Genomic DNA, 19,192 nt, shown 5'->3' on the forward strand with positions numbered 1-19,192 from the left:
GACCGTTGACCCGTCCCAACCCGTGCCAGCAGAATGGCCCCGCGCTTCTTGAGAGCGCTCTCAAGCCGTGGCAAGGGAGACCCATGAACGGTATGACCGGTAGGCCTGACCCGGGGTTCAGTCGTCGCTCGCTGATTGGGGTCGGGGTCGGCGCCGCCTTCTTCAGTGCGGCCGGGGCGGGGGCGGCGAATGCCTCCGTCGCCGGCAACAGCTCCGCTCCCGCAGCCGGTTCGGCGCATGCCTCCCCGGGTGCCTCCGCCCAGCGTCGCGCCGTCGCCTTCCTTGCTGCCGCCACCGATGGCTACCCCGATCACGGCCCCGTCCGGCTCGCTCAGAGTTACGCCGATCAGGCCGGGCTGTTCAGCACCGCCTTCACCTACGACAACGCCCTCGCGATTCTTGCCCTGCTCGCCGTCCGTACCGCCGACGCGCAGCGCAGGGCCGTGTCGCTCGGGGACGCCCTGTTGTATGCGCAGGCGCACGATCCGGTTCATGGTGACGGTCGGCTTCGGCAGGGGTACAACGTCGGGCCGTACACCTTCTACGACGGCTCGCGGCAGCCGGACGGGTTCGTGCGGGCGGACGGGACCGTCAACGTGGGGTCGCAGTTCGGGTTCACCGGTACGGCCGTCGGGGACATGGCCTGGGCCGGGATCGCGCTCAGTGCGCTCGCGAGGCGGACCGGGGAGCGGCGGTTCCTGCGAGGTGCCGTGCGGATCGCGGAATGGGTCGAGCGCAACGGCCGTACCGATGAACCGCTCGGCGGGTACAAGTTCGGGGTCGACGGCGGTAATCAGAAGCTGCCCTTCACCTCGACCGAGCACAACACCGACCTTGTCTGTCTCTTCGGGCGGCTCGCCCGGCTCACCGGGGATCGGGTGTGGAGGGAAAGGCGCTCCCGTGCGCGGGAGTTCGTCCTGAGGATGTGGGAGGCGGACGGTGGGTTCTTCTACACCGGGACCAATGACGGGGTGAACATCAACACCTCGCCGATTCCCGAGGACACCCAGACCTGGACCCACCTCGCCCTCGACTCCCGTGCCCACGCACGGTCGTTGGACTGGGCCGCGCGAGAGCTCTCCGTCCTCGATCACGCCGAGCGGCGTAACAGCACGGTGCCGGCGGGGCAGTCGTACGACGGTGTCACCTTCAGTTCCGCCAGTCTGCTCGCCAACGAGGATGCGCCGATCGCCGACTCCCAGCCCAAGCCGGACCGGAACGGTGTCTGGTTCGAGGGGACCGCTCACCTCGCGCTCGCCCTTCGCGAGCGGCACGGGCGGGGCGACGAGGCGCGCGCCCAGCGGCTGCTCGACTCCATCGAGCGGGCCCAGGATCTGCTCGGCGGCGCCCAGACCGTCGGCGGGCGTGCGCTTCCCGAGCGGGCGGGCGTCGTGTCGGCCAGCAGTCCGATCGACACCGGGTTCGGGTTCGGGTACTACCCGTACCGGCATGTCGGGGCGACCGCCTGGTACCTCATGGCGGCCACGCGCTTCAATCCGTTGCGGGTCGGGGCAGGCGGCTGAGGCGGGTGAGCTGGGTGAGGCGGGTGAACTGGGTGAGCCGGGTTGGGGAGGCGTCGGCGGCTTAGGCGACTGGGGGAGTCGCGCCGACGTCCGAGGCCGCCTCGGCTCACCTCGCACCCGCGTCGTCTCCCTCGGCCTCCCGCCCTCGGCCTCCCGCCTCTGGCCTGCGTGTCGCTGAGGGAACAGGCGAGTCGGAAGTCCGTGAGTGAAGATGGCATGCGGACCGTGCGACCGTGCGGACCCTACGGACGGTGTGGAGCGAGGCGGAGGTTCGGCATGGGTGAAGCCGACCGGAGGTCCGGTCGATCCGGCACACCCGGTCGATCCGGCACACCCGGCCCATCCGGTGTATCCGGCACACCCCTCGCCCGAAAGATCGGCATCAAGCCGGGCCACCGGGTCCGGCTCCTGCACGCCCCGGCCCCCTGGGACATCCCCGGCCTGCCGGACGGATGCGAGGTCGCCGATGGGGGCCCGCGCGGCGCGGACGTCGCCCTCGTCTTCCATCGGTCGTACGCCGAACTCGTCGCCGAAGGACCCGCGCTGGTCCGCGACCTCGCCGACCACGCCATGCTGTGGATCGCCTGGCCCCGGCGTGCGGCCGGCCATGTCAGCGACATCACCGAGAACTCCCTGCGCGACCTCTTCCTCCCCCTCGGCGTGGTCGACGTCAAGGTGGCGGCGCTGGGGGAGGACTGGTCGGGCCTGAAGTTCGTACGGCGTCGGGAGAATCGCGGCAAGTAGACCGCGCCCGCGCTCACCGCTCGCCGCGTCGGCTGCTGCGACGGCGCCCTGATTCCCTCGCTCCCCTCACCCGGCCGTCAGGCGAGTCCTCCGTCCCACTCCCCACCCCAGCCCCGCCCCCACTCCCAACCCCACCTCCACCTCCATCTCCACCGACTGCCCCTCAATACGGCGAACTTGAAAAGTCCTTACCGTTAACCACTAGCATCGCGCCGGTAATCGATGCCGGAACGAAGCGAGGGGGTGGGGTATGTCGGAGCTGAGGATCGCCGTCGCCGTGGTGACCATGGGCAACCGGCCCGCCGAGGTCGACGCGCTGCTGGAGTCCGTGGCCAAGCAGGACGTCGCCCCCGATCGGATCGTCGTCGTGGGCAACGGCTGCCCGTTGCCCGAGTTCGCCGAACGGCTGTCCCTGCCCGGCGAGTTCACACCCATCGAGCTGGACGAGAACCTCGGCTGCCCCGGCGGCCGCAACGCCGCGCTGGAGCGGCTGTGCGCGTTCGGGGACGTCGATGTCGTGGTCGAGCTGGACGACGACGGGCTCCTCGTCGACGCCGATGTGCTGCGTCGCGTACGGGATCTGTACGCCGCCGACGACCGGCTCGGCATCGTCGGCTTCCGCATCGCCGACGAGCACGGCGAGACCCAGCAGCGGCATGTGCCGAGGATCGGCAAGTCGGATCCGCTCAGGGGCGGTTACGTCACCGGCTTCCTCGGCGGCGGGCACGCACTGCGTACGGCGATGCTGGCCCGGACCGGCAACTGGCCCGCGGAGTTCTTCTTCGCCCACGAGGAGACCGACCTGGCCTGGCGTGCCGCCGACGCCGGCTGGCGCATCCTCTACGCGCCCGAGCTCCTGCTCCAGCACCCGAAGACCTCGCCCGCCCGGCACGCCATCTACTACCGCGTGAACGCCCGCAACCGCGTTTGGCTGACCCGGCGTCGGCTGCCGTTGCCGCTCATCCCGGTCCACCTGGGCATCTGGATGCTGCTCACCCTCGCACGCACCCGTTCGCTCGGCGGGCTGCGCGCATGGTTCGGCGGTTTCCTGGAAGGTCTGCGGGAATCGGCCGGCGAGCGGCGGCCCATGCGGTGGCGCACGGTGTGGCAGCTGAGCCGACTGGGACGACCGCCCGTCATCTGAAACGGGCGGGGGGAGTGCCGAGCCGCGCAGGACGTCGTGCCGCGGACGAGCGCCAACGCCGGGGAGTGCAACGGTCGGAGAGAACCACGGCCAGGGACCGCAACGGCCGTGGAGAGCAAGGAAGAACGGGACGCGGGTCCCGGTCGTTCACCTCGGACGACCGGGACCCGAACGCGTCCCCGGATCCGGCCACGGCGGCGACGCTCCCCCGAGCTGCGCGTCATACGCGCGCACCGTCGGGCCGGATCCGTTGTAGTGATCAGATTAAGCCATGCCGACAGATCGCAGACCTGTCGCAAGTTGTGTTCCGCGACACGCGACTACACGCGACTGTCACCTCAGGCAACCACGTCAGGCGTACGTCAGGCGTATGTAGGGCAGGTCAGGGACGTACGCCGGTGGTGGGCCCGGCGGGCTGGAGCGCGCGGCCTCCGACCCCACCTGAACCGGCCACCCCGGCTGCCCCTGCGGCTACCCCTGCCTACTTCGCGTCCGCATAGCACTCCACCACCGCCGTGGTGAACGGAAACCGCACCGGTGTCTGCCCGAACGTCAGCCGCCCCGCCAGCTCCGCCGCCTCCCGGATCGCCGTCACCACCGCATCGGCCTCCTCCTGCGGACAGTGCACGATCACCTCGTCGTGCTGGAAGAAGACCAGTTCCGCCGCCATCCCCGCACAGGACTGCCGTAGCGCGGCGAGCAGCAGGAGTGTCCAGTCGGCCGCGCTGCCCTGCACGACGAAGTTGCGGGCGAAGCGGCCCCGGGCTCGGGCGTTGGTGGAGGCGTAACCGTAGCCCCGGCCCCACTCCTGCGGCCCGGAGCCCTCGGCCGGTTCATCAGCGTCCGGGATCGGGATCCCCGCCTCCTCGTCGGCGTCGGCCGTCGCGCCGGCCGCCGGCGGGCAGGTCCGTCCCAGCCAGGTCCGTACGAGCCGCCCCTCCTCGCCGGCCCGCGCCGCGTCGTCGACGTAGGCCACGGCCTTGGGGAAGCGGCGTCTGAGGGCGGCGAGGTTCTTGAGGCCGTCGCCGGAGGTCTGTCCGTACACGGCGCCCAGCACGGCGAGTTTCGCCTGGGCGCGGTCTCCGGAGAAGGCACGGTCGGACACCGACTGGTACAGGTCGCTTTCGCGGCCGGCCACCTCCATCAGCCCGGGATCACGGGAGATCGCGGCGAGCACGCGCGGTTCCATCTGGTCGGCGTCGGCCACCACGAGCCGCCAGCCCGGGTCCGCGACCACCGCACGCCGGATGACCTTGGGGATCTGCAGCCCGCCCCCGCCGTTGGTCACCCAACGCCCGGTCACCGTCCCGCCCGCGAGGAACTCCGGCCTGAACCGCCCGTCCCGCACCCAGTCCTGGAGCCAGGACCAGCCGTGTGCCACCCAGATCCGGTACAGCTTCTTGTACTCGATCAGCGGTTTCACGGCCGGGTGGTCGACGGACTCGATCTCCCAGCGCCGGGTCGATCTGACCTTGATCCCGGCCTGCGCGAACGCCTTGATCACATCGGCCGGCAGATCGGGCCGCACCCGGCGCCCGAACGCCGCCGACACCTCGTCCGCCAGCTCGGCCAGCCGGCGCGGCTCTCCGCCGCCCGCATAGCGCTCGCCCAGCATTTCGTGCAGCAGCGCGCGGTGTACGTCCGCGCTCCACGGCAGCCCGGACCGGTTCATCTCCGCGGCCACGAGCATCCCCGCCGACTCGGCCGCCGTGAGCAGCCGCATCCGGTCGGGGTGCGCGGTCCTGTCGTGCCGCCGCTGCTGCTCGGCGTAGACCTCTACGAGGTCGGTGAGAGGCAAATGGACCGCCTGTGGCTCGAACAGGGGGGACTGCGAGCCGGGTTCGGCGGCGCGCTGGGGCGGGTCGGACGGCACGGGGCCGCCGCGCAGCCGGGCCAGTGCGGCGGCGGCCGATCTCGGTTCGCCGTACCGCCCCTCGTGGCCCAGCAGGAGGGTCTCGGCGTCCTCGATGTCGTAGCACCGCTCCACTCGCACCCCCGCGGCGAGCAGCCTCGGACAGATCTCGGCGGTGGACCGCCACACCCACCGCGCGACCTCCGGCCGCCCGCGCACGGCCTCGGCCAGGTCCGGCTCCCGCCGCACGGGCCCGGCGAGCAGCCCGTCCGGACCGAGGGGGGCGACCTCCGCGCCACCGTCCTCGGCCGGAGCGAGAGCCCACCGCTCGGTCATGCTGCGAGTGTGACACCCGGGTCTGACAACGACCTCAGCCCTGCCCGCGCGCCGCTCTCGGCCCTGTCTGCGCAAGGCTCCGAGCCCCGCCCGCGCACGGCTCCCAGCCCTGCCATCGGCCCGCTCGCGGCCGGCCCTCACGCTCGCAACCGCTCGGAGGCGTGCCCTCAGCCCTGCTCTCCCCCCTCCTTACGCGCCTGCTCGGTGGCTTCCTCGCCGCTCTTCAGGAACTGGGCAAGGAGCTCGACGATGTACTGCTCGACCTCCTGCTTGGTGATGCCGAGGCCGTACAGAACCCCGGTGCCGTTCTCGAACTCAAGCAGGGCCAGCAGGATGTGCTCGGTGCCGATGTAGTTGTGGCCGAGGCGCAGGGCCTCGCGGAAGGTGAGTTCAAGGACCTTCTTGGCGTCGGAGCCGTAGGGGATGAGTTCGGGGACCTCGTCGGCGGCGGGTGGCAGCGCCGCGGCGGCGGCCTGGCGCACGGAGTCCAGGAGGACACCCCGGGCCGTGATCGCCTTCGCGGCGATGCCGTCCGGCTCGGCCAGCAGACCGAGGACCAGGTGCTCGGGGCGGCCCTCGGGGTTGCGGGCGGCGACGGCCTCGTTGTGGGCGGCCATCACCACGTTGCGGGCACGCGGTGTGTAGCGGCCGAAGCCCTGCTGGGGATCGAGGTCGGTCCCCTCCTTCGGCACGAACCGCTTCTGCGCCGCCTGCCGGGTGACGCCCATGCTCTTGCCGATGTCGGTCCAGGACGCGCCCGATCGCCGGGCCTGGTCCACGAAGTGACCGATCAGGTGGTCGGCCACCTCGCCGAGGTGGTCCGCGGCGATCACCGCGTCCTCGAGCTGGTCGAGCGGCTCGGGGTGGACCTTCTTGATGGCCGCGATGAGTTCGTCGAGACGTACGGATGACGTGATCGATGGGTTCGTCGACATGTGTCAACCGTAGGTTGACACGTCAGGGGTGTCAACCCGAGGTTGACAGTGATCTTCGGGTGCCATGCCCCGGCCGTCCGCGCGGATTTACGATCCCTGGGTGAGCAAGCCCAGCACCGTCGACCGCGCCTTCGAGGCGGCCCTCTACGACACCGAGCACACCACGCTCGACACCGGCGCCTCCCTCCTCGCGTCCGACCCGGACGCCGACGCCGAACTCGACCGGCGCGGCCAGGAGTTCGTGGCGGCGGCCTGGCGGCGCGGCTGGCAGCCGGCGGATGTCGTACGGCTGGTCCGGCGCGAGCTGGAGGACGTACACATACGGCTGCTCGCCGCGCTGATCCGCGCTCAGGTCCCGAACGACCGCCCCCGCGGCCCCCGCTGGCAGGCGCAGCTCGACGACCTGCCCACCGAGGCCCCGCCCCGCACCGACCGGTTCTCGCACGCGACCACCGTGCTGGAGCTGTACCGCCTCCTGCTGAAACTGCCCGCACTGGAGCCCCTGGACGAGGCGGCCGACCCGGTCGGCGGGCCCGCCCGGCCCGAGTCCCGCATGCTCACCCGTATCCGGGCGCTGCTGGCGAAGGCGGAGGCGACCGGGTTCCCGGAGGAGGCGGAGGCGCTGAGCGCCAAGGCGCAGGAGCTGATGGCCCGGCACAGCATCGACGAGGCCCTGCTCGCGTCCCGCACGCCCGACGCCAGGAACGCGCCCGGCGCCTGCCGGATCGGGGTGGAGCCGCCGTACGAGCAGGCCAAGGCCGTCCTGCTGGACGCGGTGGCGACCGCCAACCACTGCCGTGCCGTGTGGAACGAGCCCTTCGCCTTCTCCACGGTCGTCGGCTTCGAGGCCGATCTGGAGGTGGTCGAGCTGCTCCACACCTCGCTCCTCGTGCAGGCGCAGACCGCGATGACGAGGGCGGAGGCCGCCCAGCGCGCGGGCGGCCGTAAGCGGACCAAGACCTTCCGGCAGTCGTTCCTCGCGGCCTACGCCCACCGCATCGGCACCCGGCTGACCGCGGCGGCGCGCACGCCGGTGACCGAGGACCTGCTCCCGGTCCTCGCCTCGCGCGAGGTCGCGGTCACCGCCCGCCTGGACCGTATGTTCCCCGAGACCACCACGACCCGCCTGCGCGGCGTCACCGACGAGGCGGGCTGGGTGGAGGGCGCGGAGGCGGCCGACCGGGCGCAGATGGCCCCGCGCCGACCGCTGCGCTGATCCGCCGGAGAGATGCCCCCGCGCCGACCGCTGCGCTGATCCGCCGGAGAGATGCCCCCGCGCCGACCGCTGCGCTGATCCGCTTGAGGAACCTCCGGGACCGTCAGTCCCCGGCCCGCTGGAAGCCGCTCACCGAGGCGTCCGGCGTCTTGCCGTCGCTCTTCAGCGCGACGACGCCGTACGACCACTTGAAGCTGTGCGCCTTGCCGGCCCCGGGCAGCGTCACCTTCGCCTTCTGCGGGGCGAGGCCCTTGCCGCCCTTCTCGCCCAGCACGTAGGTGAGGGTCAAGGAGGTGGAGGCGCCCTTCGTGAGCGTCGTCTTTCCGGCCGCGGCGGCCTGGTCGGGCGCGACGGCCGTGGAGGTGCCGCCCGCTTCGAACGCGAAGGCCGGCAGCCCGTCCAGGGTGCAGTCGCCGCCGCCCCGGTTGGTGACGGTGACCGGCACATTGCCGGTGTCCCCGGCGGCGGGGGCGGCGTTGCCGGGCCCGAACTCCACGGCGAGCTTGTCGACGCAGACGGCGTCGGCCTTGCTGTCCTGGGTGTCGTCCCCGCTCCCGCCGCTGTCGCAGGCGGTCAGGACGAGGGCCGCGGCGAGGGCGGCGACGGTGAGGGAGGTGGCGCGCATGGAGTCCTTCAGGGAGTCACGGAGTCACGTCGGTGATCGCGGGCAGTCACCGGATCAGCCCTCACGATCCCAGATTCGCCGTGGGCAGGCCCGTCGGCAGCTTGCCGCCCTCCGTCCTGGTGTACGTCTCCGCGCCGATGCCGCCCTCCCAGGTCACCTTGAGCGAGGTCTTGCCGAGGGACTCGACCATCCCGGTGGCCCGGTCCTTGCTGCCGTCGGTGCACTTCAGCCGGATCATCCGCATCCCGCCCTCCTCACCGGCGGTCCCGCTGCACACGGACCCGCCGGTCGTGAAGAGGCCGGCCTCCTTGCCGGTGACGACCAGCGCGACGGCCTTGCCGTCGGTCGTGGCGAGCCAACTGCCCTCCAGCGCACCGGCCGCGGAGGCGGACCCGCCGCCGGTACCGCCGCCCGTGTCGGCGCTCGCGCTCGCCGAGCCGCTGGGGGACGCGTCGCCGTCGGAGCCGTCGTCACTGCTGCACGCGGTCAGCGCGAGCGCGCCCGCCAGCACCGCGGCCGCGGCCACGACCCGCATCCGCCGGCCCGACATCGTGCGCGTACGCGAGAAAGTCGCCGAGGTCACTGGGAACTCCAAGCTGTAGCGGTCGGCATACGCCGATCCGGCCGACGTGGCCGAAACGTCCGCAGCAAGTTACCAGGGAGTCGGGTCCGGACCCCAGCATCCGAACGGCCCTGCGAGGAGGCCGTGCGGCGGCTCCGCAAGGACATCTTGTGGTGGTCCTACCAGGACGCCTTGCGCACCCCCGGCAGATACCCGGCGTGCGCCTGCTGCCGCAGGTTCACCCGGGACAGTCCGAAGGTGCGGAGGTAGCCGCGCGGGCGCCCGTCCACCTGGTCGCGGTTGCGTACGCGCGTGGCACTGGCGTCCCTCGGCTGGCGCCCCAACTCGTGCTGCGCGGCGAGCCGTTCGGCGTCCGTGGACGAGGGCCTGCGGATGATCTCCTTCAGTTCGGCGCGCCGCTCGGCGTACCGCGCGACGACCTCCTGGCGCCGGCGGTTCTTCGCGATCTTGCTCTTCTTGGCCATCAGACCTTCACTCCCCGGGCGCGGATCCGTGCGACGGCCGCCTCGACGCCGATGACGTCGACCGTCCTGATGCCCCTGGTGCTCAGTCGCAGCCGCACGTGCCGGCCCTCGCCCGGCAGCCAGTAGCGCCTGGTCTGGATGTTGGGGTCGAAGCGGCGGGAGGTCCGCCGGTGCGAGTGGGAAATCGTGTTGCCGAAGCCGGGCCGTGCCCCGGTCAGCATGCAGTGGGCGGACATGGGTGATGAACCTCTCTCGTCGATTACTGGTAATGGGATTCGTTTTCAGTAAGATAGCAGCATGGCACGCAACGAACTCCGTCCGGTCGTCAGGCTCCGGTCCACGGCCGGCACCGGCTTCACCTATGTGACCCGCAAGAACCGCCGCAACGACCCCGACCGCATGACCCTGCGCAAGTACGACCCGGTCGCCGGTCGGCACGTCGACTTCCGAGAGGAGCGCTGAGGCACGCCATGCGCAACGCGATCCACCCGGCCTACGGTCCCGTCGTCTTCCGCGACCGTGCCGCGAACCACGCCTTCCTCACCCGCTCGACGATGAACAGCGAGAAGACGATCGAGTGGGAGGACGGCAACACCTACCCCGTGGTCGACGTCGAGATCTCGAACGTCAGCCACCCCTTCTACACGGGCACCGCCCGCGTCCTGGACACCGCCGGCCGCGTCGAGCGCTTCGAGCGCCGGTACGGGAAGCAGGGCTGACGCGGTGTCCGAGCTCTCCGTCGTGATCGTCGGCGGGCTGCACGCCGACGCCCGCAAGGCGGCCGTCGAGCGGCTGCTCGCCGACGTCCCCGACAGTGTCGTGCTCCACCACGACCTGGCCACGGCAGCCGCCGGCACCGTCGTACGGACGATCCGCGACGTCACCGGACTCCTGAGCGCCGGCGAGGCGCCCCTCGTCAACGACTGCGCCTGCTGCGCCCTGCGCGAGGACCTGGTGCCGGAGCTGCTGAGGATCCGGGACGCCGGCGGCACCCGTATGGCCGTCGTCGAGCTGTGGGACTCGGTCGAGCCGAAGGCCATGGCCGAGGTGGTCACGGCGGGCGGGCTCACGGTCACCGGGGTGATCACCGCGGTCGACCCGGCCCTTGTACTGCCGTATCTGGGCAACGGCGACGACCTGGCCGAGCGCGGCCTGGCCGCCGCCGCGACCGATCAGCGCACCGTCGCCGACACCTTCGCGCGTCAGCTGGAGTACGCCCCCGTCCTCGCCGTCGCCGACTCCGGAGAGGCCGACGACGAGGACCGGGAACTGCTCGCCCAGCTCCACCCGACGGCCCGCCGGGTCCCGATCGGCCACGGCGACCCGGCCGGCGCACCCGCCGACGACCTGACGGTGCCGGCCCCGCGCCGCCGCCCGCTCACCCCCCTCGCACAGGCGGCGCTGGCCGGCTTCGACGTCGAGTCGGCCGCGGCCGCGCAGCACCCGGCGTGCGCGCTGCTCCCCGCCGAGGCCGACGCGCACGGCGTCGCCACCCTCGTCTGGCACCGCCGCCGCCCCTTCCACCCGGAGCGGCTCTACGAGGCGCTGGAGGACATCACCTGTGCGGCGGCCCGCAGCAGGGGTCGCTTCTGGCTCGCCGACAAGCCCGACGTGCTGCTGCACTGGGACGCGGCGGGCGGCGCCCTGTGCGTGGAGAGCGCGGGCCCCTGGCTCGCCTCGCTCCCGGACGCGGCCTGGGACATGGTCCCGCCGGTGCGGCGGGCCGCCGCCTCGCTGGACTGGCACCCCGAGCACGGCGACTGCTGCCAGCACCTGGTCTTCACCTCGCCGGGCCTGGACCGCGACGGCCTCGAACGGCTGCTGGAGTCCTGCCTGCTCACCGACACCGAGTACGCCGCGGGCCGCGACGCCTGGAAGCGGCTCCCACCCGCCTTCGACACCCTCCTGGAGGTCTGACCCCCATGCCCCGCAAGCCCGAGCGCAAGCCCGGCAAGAAGCCCAACCCGCTGGACCAGGCGGGCATCACCCACATCGACTACAAGGACACCGACCTGCTGCGCCGCTTCATCTCCGACCGCGGCAAGATCCGCAGCCGGCGGGTCACCCGCGTCACGGTCCAGCAGCAGCGCCGACTGGCGAAGGCCATCAAGAACGCGCGGGAGATGGCACTGCTGCCGTACTCGTCCCGGTAGCCGTCTTCCGCGATCCCTCGGAGCTTATGGGTAGGAGATTCCCTACGTTTGACGCGTAGGGAATCTCCTACCTATTGTCGTACCCATGAACATCACTCACGCCTCCTTCGTCACGCTCCCCGTCGCCGACCAGGACCGCGCCCTGCGCTTCTACACGGAGGTCCTCGGCTTCGAGGTCACCGCCGATCTGGAGATGCCGCAGGGCAGGTGGCTCCAGGTCGCCCCCAAGGGCGCGCAGACGGTCTTCACGCTCTCCGGTCCGGGGATGGGCGGTTTCGAGCCCGGCACGACCCGGGGGATCATGTTGGTCACGACCGATGTCGACGCGGACTGCACGAGGCTCGCGCAGGCGGGTGTCTCCGTACAGGGGCCGGACGATCTGCCCTGGGGGCGGATGGCCGGATTCCAGGACCCCGACGGCAACGGCCTGATGCTGCTGACGGAGGCCGCTCAGTAACGGGAAGGGCAGGGCATGACCGCGACCGGGGCCCGGGAGGCCGCAGAGGACCGCGTCTTCGCCGCGCTCGCCAACGGCACGCGCCGCGAGGTGCTGCGACTGCTGCGCGACGGCGGGCCCCAGCCGGTTCAGGTCCTGGCCGACCACTTCGACATGCGCCGCCCCAGCCTCTCGGAGCATCTGAAGGTGCTCCGGGACGCCGGCCTCGTCTCCGAGCAGCGCTCGGGCCGGCAGCGCATCTACCGCCTGGAGGCGGCCCCGCTCGCCGAGGTGCAGGACTGGCTCCATCCGTACGAGCGGTTCTGGCGCGACCGCATGAAGGGCCTCGGCGAACTGCTCGACCGCATGCCCGACGATGAGCCGGCATGAGCGACGAACAGGACCCCCGGCTCGGCCCCGAGCCCGACGACGATCTGACCGTCGTCCGCGTGGACCAGTACTTTCCGCATCCGCCCGCAAAGGTCTGGCGTGCCCTGACCGAACCCGAGCTGCTCGTGCAGTGGCAGATGCAGGGCGTCGAGGGTTTCCGCCTGGAGGTCGGGCACCGGTACACGATGACCTCGGTCCCGCGACCCAACACGAACTTCTCCGGGACCATCGAGGTGGAGGTCCTGGCGTACCGGGTCGAGCGGATGCTGAGCCTCCGCTGGATCGACCCTTCTCCGGTCAACTCCGCCAATTGGACGATTACTTGGAGTTTGGAACAAGAAGGGCGCGGAACGCGTCTGTTCCTAGTGCACGAGGGATTCGATCCGGACGACCCGGCTCAACTCATGGCTAGGAAGATCATGGGCGGCGGCTGGCGGACGCATGTGATGCGATCCCTGGGGCATGCGCTGGAACGCATGTGAGCCCGCGTACGTCACAGGAGTAACCACAGGAACACCCCGCGTGCACGTGCATCTGCTCATGCAGTTGCACGTGAACAGAGCTATGATCCGGAAGCAGTTGACTTCCGCACCACTGCACCACCTCTTGCCTCAATGGCCTCGAGCCACCGCACCACCGGGGAGCGACCTGTGGACCACGACGTGTACAACGACGTGTACAACGGCATGGCAGCCACGGAGCTGAACGGGGTCGCCTGGCAGAAGAGCCGGCACAGCAACTCGCAGGGTTCGTGCGTGGAGTTCGCGCGGCTGCCCGGCGGTGATGTGGCGGTGCGCAACTCGCGCTTCCCCGACGGCCCGGCGCTCGTCTACACCCGCGCCGAGATCGAGGCGATGCTCCTCGGCGTCAAGGACGGCGAGTTCGACCATCTGGTCGTGGGCTGACCCAACTGGGTGCACAACCCAGGGCAATCGACGCGTTCCGCTCCGTAACGCGCGTAGAACCGCGGCGCCGGTGAGCGCCGCGGTTCATGAGTCCGCCGAGCCGGCCGTGGCGGTCTGGCCCGGTTGCAGCCGGAAGAGCGCCCAGACCACCTTGCCGCTGAGCGTCCCCGCCAGCGGCTGCCACCCCCAGCTGTCACTGAAGGAGTCGACGAGGAAGAGACCGCGTCCGGACTCCGCCGAGAAGTCGTCGGAGTCGCGTGCCACCGGGCTGTCGTGGCTGGGATCGCGCACCGCGCACACCAGCCGCTCGGTCCACCGCATCAGATGCAGCCGTACGGGCGGCGTCTGCTCGGGCAGCCGCTGCGCACCGGCCGGCAGCGCGTGCCGCAGCGCGTTGGTCACCAGTTCCGAGACCACGAGGCAGACGTCGTCGAAGCGGTGGTCCAGTTCCCACTGGTCCAGCGTGCGGCGGGTGAACTTGCGTGCCTCGCGGACCGCTTCGTAGCGGGCGGGCAGTGCGCAGGAGGCGGCGTTGGAGACGGCTGCGGGGTCCAGTGGCGGAAGGCCCTGCCGTAACGGCTCGAGCATGGTCGATCCATTCGTCCCCATGCGAGGCACTCCCGGGAGTTCGCGGTCGTTGCGATGCAGCGGTTGCGCGGGACCATGGTTTCTGATGCGCAGAGCAGATGCAAGGGCAGATGCACGTGCACGTGACCGAATTGGACGTTCCCGTACCGCTTGTTGGCCATTTTTTCCGCCAACTTCGCTCCCTCTCCTTGCGTTCCGCTGACTCCTTCCTGGGGGAAATCCTTGTCTTCTTTCCGTCTCTGTAATCGGACGAGTACTGCTCGAAGTGATTTAGTGGCAGACTGCGGGCCCTGAAGACGGTTGGGGAGGCTGGCGAACGTGAGCGCGGGAGAGCCCGGATCGGTGGTGCGGCGCATGCTGCTCGGCTCGCAACTGAGGCGACTGCGGGAGGCGCGCGGGATCACCCGCGAAGCGGCGGGGTACTCGATCCGTGCGTCCGAGTCGAAGATCAGCCGCATGGAGTTGGGCCGGGTGAGCTTCAAGACACGGGACGTCGAGGACCTGCTGACGCTGTACGGCATCACGGACGAACAGGAGCGCGCCTCGCTCCTCTCCCTCGCCCGCGAGGCCAACGTGGCCGGCTGGTGGCACAGTTACTCGGACGTCCTGCCCAGCTGGTTCCCCACATACGTCGGCCTGGAGGGCGCCGCAAGTCTCATTCGCGCCTATGAGGTGCAGTTCGTGCACGGCCTGCTCCAGACCGAGGCGTACGCCCGCGCGGTCGTCAGGCGCGGCATGAAGGGCGCGAGCGCGGCCGACGTCGAGAAGCGCGTGGCGCTGCGCCTTGAGCGGCAGAAGTACCTCGTCTCCGAGAACGCCCCCGAGTTCCACATCGTCCTGGACGAGGCGGCCCTGCGCCGTCCCTACGGGGACCGCGAGGTGATGCGCGGCCAGCTCCAGCACCTGATCGAGATCTCCCAGCGGCCCAACGTACGGCTGCAGATCATGCCGTTCAGCCTCGGCGGCCACTCCGGCGAGTCCGGCGCCTTCACGATCCTCAGCTTCCCCGAGTCCGACCTGTCGGACGTCGTCTACCTGGAGCAGCTCACCTCCGCGCTCTACCTCGACAAGCACGAGGACGTCGCCCAGTACGAGACCGCGCTCAAGGAGCTCCAGCAGGACAGTCCGGGTCCGGACGAGAGCCGGGATCTTCTCCGGGGTCTCCTTCAACTCTCTTGAATCACAAGTACGATGACGTGTGATCAGACCGTGAAGACGAGCGCGATGGCGGCCGTGCCGATCGCGGGTCTGCTAGGGATTGAGGGATCACATGTCGTCCTACTTCACCGACCTGGCTCAGCAGTACATCGACGGTGAATGGCGCCCGGGTACCGGCTCCTGGGACATCATCGACTTCAACCCCTACGACGGCGAGAAGCTCGCGTCGATCACCATAGCCACGGTCGACGAGGTCGACGACGCCTACAAGGCCGCCGCCCGCGCCCAGAAGCAGTGGGCCGAGACCAATCCCTATGCCCGCCGTTCCGTCTTCGAGAAGGCTCTGCGCCTGATAGAGGACCGCGAGCAGGACATCGCCGAGGCGATCATCGCCGAGCTCGGCGGCACCCGGCTGAAGGCGGCGTTCGAACTCCACCTCGCCAAGGAGTTCCTGCGCGAGGCGGTCCACCTGGCGCTGCGCCCCGAGGGCAGGATCCTGCCCTCCCCGGTGGACGGCAAGGAGAACCGCGTCTACCGCGTCCCGGTCGGCGTCGTGGGTGTGATCAGCCCCTTCAACTTCCCCTTCCTGCTCTCCCTGAAGTCGGTCGCCCCGGCGCTCGCGCTCGGCAACGGCGTGGTGCTGAAGCCGCACCAGAACACCCCGATCTGCGGTGGCTCCCTGGTCGCGAAGATCTTCGAGGACGCGGGGCTCCCGGCCGGTCTGCTGAACGTCGTCATCACGGACATCGCCGAGATCGGCGACGCCTTCATCGAGCACCCGGTCCCGAAGGTCATCTCCTTCACCGGCTCCGACAAGGTCGGCCGCCACGTCGCCACCGTCTGCGCCTCGCACTTCAAGCGCTCGGTCCTCGAACTCGGCGGCAACAGCGCGATCGTGGTCCTCGACGACGCCGACATCGACTACGCCGTCGACGCGGCCGTCTTCAGCCGGTACGTCCACCAGGGCCAGGTCTGCATGGCCGCGAACCGCGTCCTCGTGGACCGCTCGGTCGCGGACGAGTTCACCGAGAAGTTCGTCGCCAAGGTGAAGTCCCTCAAGGCCGGCGACCCGCGCGACCCCGAGACCGTCATCGGCCCGGTCATCAACTCCTCCCAGGCGGACGCCATCTCGGGCGCCGTCGAGCAGGCGATCGCCGAGGGCGCCACGGCCCTGGTGCACGGCACGACCACGGAGAACCTCGTCCGGCCGTCGGTCCTGAGCGGCCTCCCGGCCGACTCGCCCCTGCTGCAGCAGGAGGTCTTCGGCCCGGTCGCCTTCCTCCTCACCTTCGACGGCGAGGAGGAGGCCGTACGTCTCGTCAACGACACCCCGTACGGCCTGAGCGGCGCCGTCCACACCGGCGACATCGAGCGCGGCGTGGCCTTCGCCAAGCAGATCGACACGGGCATGTTCCACGTGAACGACGGCACCGTCCACGACGAGCCGATCGTCCCCTTCGGCGGCGAGAAGCACTCCGGCCTCGGCCGCCTCAACGGCGAGACGATGCTGGACGCCTTCACCACGACCAAGTGGATCTCCGTTCAGCACGGCCGCAGCGGCTTCCCGTTCTAGACGTCCCGAGTCAGGCCCCGAGGCGCACACGCTCCGTTTCAGGGCGGTGCGCCACCGGGGCCTGACCTCGGCGCCGGCCCGTCACGGACCTAACCTGGAGCGCATGTCAGCGATCCGTCTTCTCGTGCTCGGCGCGGTGCGCCAGCACGGGCGTGCCCACGGCTACCAGGTGCGCAACGACCTGGAGTACTGGGGCGCGCACGAGTGGTCCAACGCCAAGCCCGGCTCGATCTACCACGCCCTGAAGCAGATGGCGAAGCAGGGACTGCTGCACGCCCACGAGGTCGCGCCGTCCACGGCCGGCGGGCCGCCGCGCACGGAGTACGAGATCACCGACCGTGGCGTCGAGGAGTACCTCGGCCTGGTCCGCGAGGCCCTGACCTCCTACGACCAGAAGATGGACGTCAAGTCGGCGGCCATCGGCTTCATGGTCGACCTGCCGCGCGGCGAGACCGTCGCCCTGCTCAAGGAGCGCATCCGGCGCATCGAGGAGTGGCGCTCCGCCGTCACCGAGCACTATGTGCCCGAGGCCGGGCCCGCCCAGCTCGGTCACATCGGCGAGATCATGAACCTCTGGATCCACACCGCCGACGCCGAGGCCGAGTGGACCCAGGGGCTCATCGGGCGGATCGAGGGCGGCGCCTACACCTTCGCCGGTGAGGGCGATCCCTTCGTCGGGATCCTCGCCGATGACGAGGACAACCCGTACGCGACGGGGGAGCGGCACCCCGGCGACAACAGCTAATCAAGTTTGACTAACCGATTGGGTATTAGCTTCGGGCTGGTAGTCAAGTTTGACTAGCGAAGGGGTTCTCAGTGGCCGACACGGCGATCATCGTCGAAGGGGCACGCAAGAGGTACGGCGGAAAAGCCGGCAAGAACGCACTGGACGGGCTCGACCTCACGGTCGCCGCCGGCACCGTGCACGGAGTGCTCGGCCCGAACGGCGCGGGCAAGACCACCCTGGTCCGCATCCTGTCCACCCTGCTGCGGCCGGACAGCGGCCGCGTCGAGGTGGCCGGGCACGACGTGGTCCGCCAGGCGTACGAGGTGCGCCTGCGCATCGGTCTCCTCGGCCAGCACGCGGCCCTGGACGAGGAACTGGACGGCAGGCAGAACCTGGAGATGTTCGGCCGCCTGCACCACCTCGGCGGCCGGCGCGCAGGCGTGCGCGCAGGCCAGCTCCTGGAGCGCTTCGGCCTGGCCGACACCGGCCGCAAGCCGGTCAAGCAGTACAGCGGCGGCATGCGGCGCCGGCTGGATCTGGCCGCCTCGCTCATCGGCAACCGGCACGGCACCGACCCGCGGGTGCTGTTCCTGGACGAACCCACCACCGGACTCGACCCGCGCGGCCGCGCCGAGGTCTGGTCCGCCGTCCGCTCCCTGGTCGGCGGGGGCACCACGGTCCTGCTCACCACCCAGTACCTTCAGGAGGCCGACCAGCTCGCCGACCGCATCTCGGTCGTCGACGCAGGCCGGGTCACCGCCGACGGCACGGCCGACGAGCTCAAGGCGCTCACCGGCGGCGACCGCATCGACGTCGTCCTGCGCGACGCCGGGCAACTGGGCGCCGCCGTGGCCCTGTTGCCCGTACCGAAGGACACCGTCTCCGTCGACGCCGACCGCCGGCTGCTCAGCGCCCGGGTCACCGACCGGATGGCGGCGCTCTCCGGCGTCGTACGGGCCCTGGAGGCGGCCGGGATCGAGGCCGAGGACGTGGCACTGCGGCGCCCGACGCTGGACGAGGTGTTCCTGCACCTCACCGGGGACGACAACCGAGTGAAGGAGCCCGCATGAGCACGAACGCCTATGCCCTGGCCGACTCCTGGACCATGACCCGCCGCGAACTCGCCCACTGGGCTCGCCAGCCCGTCCAGGTCGTCGTCGCCCTGGTCTTCCCCGTGATGCTGCTGCTGATGTTCGGCTACCTCATCGGCGGCGGACGCGGTGTCGAGGGCTCCTACATCGACTACCTCCTGCCCGGCATGCTCGCGCTCACCATGGCCTTCGGCCTTGAGGGCACGATGATCGCGGTCACCCAGGACCTCAACAAGGGCGTGATCGACCGCTTCCGGTCCATGCCGATGACCAACGGGGCCGTCCTGGTGGGCCGTTCGGCCGCCGACATGCTCCAGTCGGCGCTGGCCCTGCTGGCCCTCATGGGTGTCGGGTTCGCGCTCGGCTGGCGCGCGGACGGCGGTCCGGTGGCCTTCCTGGGCGCCGTGGGACTGCTCCTGCTGTTCCGTTTCGCCATGCTGTGGATCGGCATTTACCTGGCCCTGGTGGCCGGCAAGCCGGAACTGGTGCAGGCCGTGCAGATCCTGGTCTGGCCGATCGGCTTCCTGTCCAACGCCCTCGCCCTGCCCGGGTCCATGCCCGGCTGGCTGGGCACGGTCGTCGAGTGGAACCCGATGTCCCACACGGCGACCGCCGCACGCGACCTGTTCCGCGGCACCGGCACCGAACACCTCTGGCCGGCCGTCGTCTGGCCGCTGCTGCTCCTCGCGGTGTTCTTCCCGCTGGCGGTACGGCGGTTCGCGCGCCTGAGCCGCTGACGGTCCGCCCGT

General features: G+C 70.7%; 24 protein-coding genes. 17 read left to right on the plus strand and 7 right to left on the minus strand.

Annotated features, from left to right (window positions below):
* Positions 1 to 92: 92 nt before the first annotated feature.
* The 3 genes from PGH47_RS23745 (at position 93) to PGH47_RS23755 (ending at position 3,411) form a co-directional block, all read left to right on the plus strand.
* On the plus strand, positions 93 to 1,523 hold the full coding sequence (locus tag PGH47_RS23745; protein ID WP_271665130.1) for a Tat pathway signal sequence domain protein: 1,431 nt from the start codon (positions 93 to 95) through the stop codon (positions 1,521 to 1,523).
* A 276-nt stretch (positions 1,524 to 1,799) separates the two neighbouring features.
* Positions 1,800 to 2,267, plus strand: a complete 468-nt coding sequence (locus PGH47_RS23750) for a DUF3052 domain-containing protein (RefSeq protein WP_271665131.1) — start codon at positions 1,800 to 1,802, stop codon at positions 2,265 to 2,267.
* 250 nt (positions 2,268 to 2,517) lie between these two features.
* Complete coding sequence (locus PGH47_RS23755) at positions 2,518 to 3,411, plus strand: glycosyltransferase family 2 protein (protein WP_126899242.1); 894 nt, start codon at positions 2,518 to 2,520, stop codon at positions 3,409 to 3,411.
* 481 nt (positions 3,412 to 3,892) lie between these two features.
* On the opposite strand, the gene PGH47_RS23760 is transcribed toward PGH47_RS23755, so the two are convergent.
* Both PGH47_RS23760 and PGH47_RS23765 read right to left on the minus strand, forming a co-directional pair.
* Complete coding sequence (locus tag PGH47_RS23760) at positions 3,893 to 5,599, minus strand: bifunctional 3'-5' exonuclease/DNA polymerase (protein ID WP_271665132.1); 1,707 nt, start codon at positions 5,597 to 5,599, stop codon at positions 3,893 to 3,895.
* Between the two features lie 167 nt (positions 5,600 to 5,766).
* Positions 5,767 to 6,534: a Clp protease N-terminal domain-containing protein gene (locus PGH47_RS23765; RefSeq protein ID WP_271665133.1), complete on the minus strand. Its 768-nt coding sequence runs from the start codon at positions 6,532 to 6,534 to the stop codon at positions 5,767 to 5,769.
* A 100-nt stretch (positions 6,535 to 6,634) separates the two neighbouring features.
* Between PGH47_RS23765 and PGH47_RS23770 the strand changes: the two genes are divergently transcribed.
* A complete protein-coding gene (locus tag PGH47_RS23770) occupies positions 6,635 to 7,750 on the plus strand; it encodes a DUF2786 domain-containing protein (RefSeq protein ID WP_271665134.1) in 1,116 nt (371 codons plus the stop codon).
* 103 nt (positions 7,751 to 7,853) lie between these two features.
* Here the strand turns inward: PGH47_RS23770 and PGH47_RS23775 are convergent, their stop codons facing one another.
* From PGH47_RS23775 to rpmB, 4 genes are all read right to left on the minus strand, one after another.
* Entirely contained in the window at positions 7,854 to 8,375 is a 522-nt protein-coding gene (locus tag PGH47_RS23775; RefSeq protein WP_271665135.1) for a DUF4232 domain-containing protein, read from the minus strand.
* A gap of 61 nt (positions 8,376 to 8,436) precedes the next feature.
* The gene (locus PGH47_RS23780; RefSeq protein WP_271668135.1) at positions 8,437 to 8,910 is read right to left on the minus strand and encodes a hypothetical protein; all 474 of its coding nucleotides are present in this window, start codon (positions 8,908 to 8,910) and stop codon (positions 8,437 to 8,439) included.
* Positions 8,911 to 9,116: 206 nt separating this feature from the next.
* A complete protein-coding gene (gene rpsN / locus PGH47_RS23785) occupies positions 9,117 to 9,422 on the minus strand; it encodes a 30S ribosomal protein S14 (RefSeq protein ID WP_271665136.1) in 306 nt (101 codons plus the stop codon).
* Complete coding sequence (gene rpmB / locus PGH47_RS23790; RefSeq protein ID WP_271665137.1) at positions 9,422 to 9,658, minus strand: 50S ribosomal protein L28; 237 nt, start codon at positions 9,656 to 9,658, stop codon at positions 9,422 to 9,424. The genes rpsN and rpmB overlap by 1 nt, the downstream gene beginning before the upstream one ends.
* Before the next feature lie 61 nt (positions 9,659 to 9,719).
* Between rpmB and rpmG the strand changes: the two genes are divergently transcribed.
* The 8 genes from rpmG (at position 9,720) to PGH47_RS23830 (ending at position 13,306) form a co-directional block, all read left to right on the plus strand.
* A complete protein-coding gene (gene rpmG, locus PGH47_RS23795; protein ID WP_007383717.1) occupies positions 9,720 to 9,884 on the plus strand; it encodes a 50S ribosomal protein L33 in 165 nt (54 codons plus the stop codon).
* An 8-nt stretch (positions 9,885 to 9,892) separates the two neighbouring features.
* Entirely contained in the window at positions 9,893 to 10,141 is a 249-nt protein-coding gene (locus PGH47_RS23800) for a type B 50S ribosomal protein L31 (RefSeq protein WP_271665138.1), read from the plus strand.
* 4 nt (positions 10,142 to 10,145) lie between these two features.
* A complete protein-coding gene (locus tag PGH47_RS23805; RefSeq protein WP_271665139.1) occupies positions 10,146 to 11,339 on the plus strand; it encodes a CobW family GTP-binding protein in 1,194 nt (397 codons plus the stop codon).
* 5 nt (positions 11,340 to 11,344) lie between these two features.
* On the plus strand, positions 11,345 to 11,575 hold the full coding sequence (gene rpsR, locus PGH47_RS23810; protein ID WP_030944081.1) for a 30S ribosomal protein S18: 231 nt from the start codon (positions 11,345 to 11,347) through the stop codon (positions 11,573 to 11,575).
* A gap of 85 nt (positions 11,576 to 11,660) precedes the next feature.
* Positions 11,661 to 12,032: a VOC family protein gene (locus tag PGH47_RS23815; RefSeq protein ID WP_271665140.1), complete on the plus strand. Its 372-nt coding sequence runs from the start codon at positions 11,661 to 11,663 to the stop codon at positions 12,030 to 12,032.
* Positions 12,033 to 12,047: 15 nt separating this feature from the next.
* Positions 12,048 to 12,401 carry an ArsR/SmtB family transcription factor gene (locus tag PGH47_RS23820; protein ID WP_030944077.1) on the plus strand — a complete coding sequence of 118 codons (354 nt, stop codon included), beginning with the start codon at positions 12,048 to 12,050 and terminating at the stop codon, positions 12,399 to 12,401.
* Entirely contained in the window at positions 12,398 to 12,883 is a 486-nt protein-coding gene (locus PGH47_RS23825; protein WP_271665141.1) for an SRPBCC family protein, read from the plus strand. Before PGH47_RS23820 ends, PGH47_RS23825 begins: the two co-directional genes overlap by 4 nt.
* 168 nt (positions 12,884 to 13,051) lie before the next feature.
* Positions 13,052 to 13,306: a DUF397 domain-containing protein gene (locus PGH47_RS23830; RefSeq protein ID WP_030944073.1), complete on the plus strand. Its 255-nt coding sequence runs from the start codon at positions 13,052 to 13,054 to the stop codon at positions 13,304 to 13,306.
* Between the two features lie 84 nt (positions 13,307 to 13,390).
* Here the strand turns inward: PGH47_RS23830 and PGH47_RS23835 are convergent, their stop codons facing one another.
* Positions 13,391 to 13,894, minus strand: a complete 504-nt coding sequence (locus tag PGH47_RS23835; RefSeq protein WP_260609055.1) for an ATP-binding protein — start codon at positions 13,892 to 13,894, stop codon at positions 13,391 to 13,393.
* 354 nt (positions 13,895 to 14,248) lie between these two features.
* Between PGH47_RS23835 and PGH47_RS23840 the strand changes: the two genes are divergently transcribed.
* From PGH47_RS23840 to PGH47_RS23860, 5 genes are all read left to right on the plus strand, one after another.
* The gene (locus PGH47_RS23840; protein WP_269641221.1) at positions 14,249 to 15,073 is read left to right on the plus strand and encodes a helix-turn-helix domain-containing protein; all 825 of its coding nucleotides are present in this window, start codon (positions 14,249 to 14,251) and stop codon (positions 15,071 to 15,073) included.
* A gap of 91 nt (positions 15,074 to 15,164) precedes the next feature.
* Positions 15,165 to 16,625, plus strand: a complete 1,461-nt coding sequence (locus tag PGH47_RS23845) for an aldehyde dehydrogenase family protein (RefSeq protein WP_271665142.1) — start codon at positions 15,165 to 15,167, stop codon at positions 16,623 to 16,625.
* A 103-nt stretch (positions 16,626 to 16,728) separates the two neighbouring features.
* The gene (locus tag PGH47_RS23850) at positions 16,729 to 17,370 is read left to right on the plus strand and encodes a PadR family transcriptional regulator (RefSeq protein ID WP_271665143.1); all 642 of its coding nucleotides are present in this window, start codon (positions 16,729 to 16,731) and stop codon (positions 17,368 to 17,370) included.
* Positions 17,371 to 17,441: 71 nt separating this feature from the next.
* Complete coding sequence (locus tag PGH47_RS23855; protein WP_271665144.1) at positions 17,442 to 18,422, plus strand: ATP-binding cassette domain-containing protein; 981 nt, start codon at positions 17,442 to 17,444, stop codon at positions 18,420 to 18,422.
* On the plus strand, positions 18,419 to 19,180 hold the full coding sequence (locus PGH47_RS23860; RefSeq protein ID WP_271665145.1) for an ABC transporter permease: 762 nt from the start codon (positions 18,419 to 18,421) through the stop codon (positions 19,178 to 19,180). Before PGH47_RS23855 ends, PGH47_RS23860 begins: the two co-directional genes overlap by 4 nt.
* The last annotated feature ends 12 nt before the right edge of the window (positions 19,181 to 19,192 follow it).

Origin of the sequence: Streptomyces sp. HUAS 31, from assembly GCF_028198125.1 — a bacterium.
GTDB lineage: Bacteria > Actinomycetota > Actinomycetes > Streptomycetales > Streptomycetaceae > Streptomyces > Streptomyces chartreusis.

Bases quoted from the DNA above. Each gene is read 5' to 3' on its own strand.
- PGH47_RS23745 (WP_271665130.1), top strand. From the start codon at position 93: ATGACCGGTAGGCCTGACCCGGGGTTCAGTCGTCGCTCGCTGATTGGG.
- PGH47_RS23750 (WP_271665131.1), top strand. From the start codon at position 1,800: ATGGGTGAAGCCGACCGGAGGTCCGGTCGATCCGGCACACCCGGTCGA.
- PGH47_RS23755 (WP_126899242.1), top strand. From the start codon at position 2,518: ATGTCGGAGCTGAGGATCGCCGTCGCCGTGGTGACCATGGGCAACCGG.
- PGH47_RS23760 (WP_271665132.1), bottom strand. From the start codon at position 5,599: ATGACCGAGCGGTGGGCTCTCGCTCCGGCCGAGGACGGTGGCGCGGAG.
- PGH47_RS23765 (WP_271665133.1), bottom strand. From the start codon at position 6,534: ATGTCGACGAACCCATCGATCACGTCATCCGTACGTCTCGACGAACTC.
- PGH47_RS23775 (WP_271665135.1), bottom strand. From the start codon at position 8,375: ATGCGCGCCACCTCCCTCACCGTCGCCGCCCTCGCCGCGGCCCTCGTC.
- PGH47_RS23780 (WP_271668135.1), bottom strand. From the start codon at position 8,910: ATGCGGGTCGTGGCCGCGGCCGCGGTGCTGGCGGGCGCGCTCGCGCTG.
- rpsN (WP_271665136.1), bottom strand. From the start codon at position 9,422: ATGGCCAAGAAGAGCAAGATCGCGAAGAACCGCCGGCGCCAGGAGGTC.
- rpmB (WP_271665137.1), bottom strand. From the start codon at position 9,658: ATGTCCGCCCACTGCATGCTGACCGGGGCACGGCCCGGCTTCGGCAAC.
- rpmG (WP_007383717.1), top strand. From the start codon at position 9,720: ATGGCACGCAACGAACTCCGTCCGGTCGTCAGGCTCCGGTCCACGGCC.
- PGH47_RS23800 (WP_271665138.1), top strand. From the start codon at position 9,893: ATGCGCAACGCGATCCACCCGGCCTACGGTCCCGTCGTCTTCCGCGAC.
- rpsR (WP_030944081.1), top strand. From the start codon at position 11,345: ATGCCCCGCAAGCCCGAGCGCAAGCCCGGCAAGAAGCCCAACCCGCTG.
- PGH47_RS23815 (WP_271665140.1), top strand. From the start codon at position 11,661: ATGAACATCACTCACGCCTCCTTCGTCACGCTCCCCGTCGCCGACCAG.
- PGH47_RS23820 (WP_030944077.1), top strand. From the start codon at position 12,048: ATGACCGCGACCGGGGCCCGGGAGGCCGCAGAGGACCGCGTCTTCGCC.
- PGH47_RS23825 (WP_271665141.1), top strand. From the start codon at position 12,398: ATGAGCGACGAACAGGACCCCCGGCTCGGCCCCGAGCCCGACGACGAT.
- PGH47_RS23835 (WP_260609055.1), bottom strand. From the start codon at position 13,894: ATGCTCGAGCCGTTACGGCAGGGCCTTCCGCCACTGGACCCCGCAGCC.
- PGH47_RS23840 (WP_269641221.1), top strand. From the start codon at position 14,249: ATGCTGCTCGGCTCGCAACTGAGGCGACTGCGGGAGGCGCGCGGGATC.
- PGH47_RS23845 (WP_271665142.1), top strand. From the start codon at position 15,165: ATGTCGTCCTACTTCACCGACCTGGCTCAGCAGTACATCGACGGTGAA.
- PGH47_RS23850 (WP_271665143.1), top strand. From the start codon at position 16,729: ATGTCAGCGATCCGTCTTCTCGTGCTCGGCGCGGTGCGCCAGCACGGG.
- PGH47_RS23860 (WP_271665145.1), top strand. From the start codon at position 18,419: ATGAGCACGAACGCCTATGCCCTGGCCGACTCCTGGACCATGACCCGC.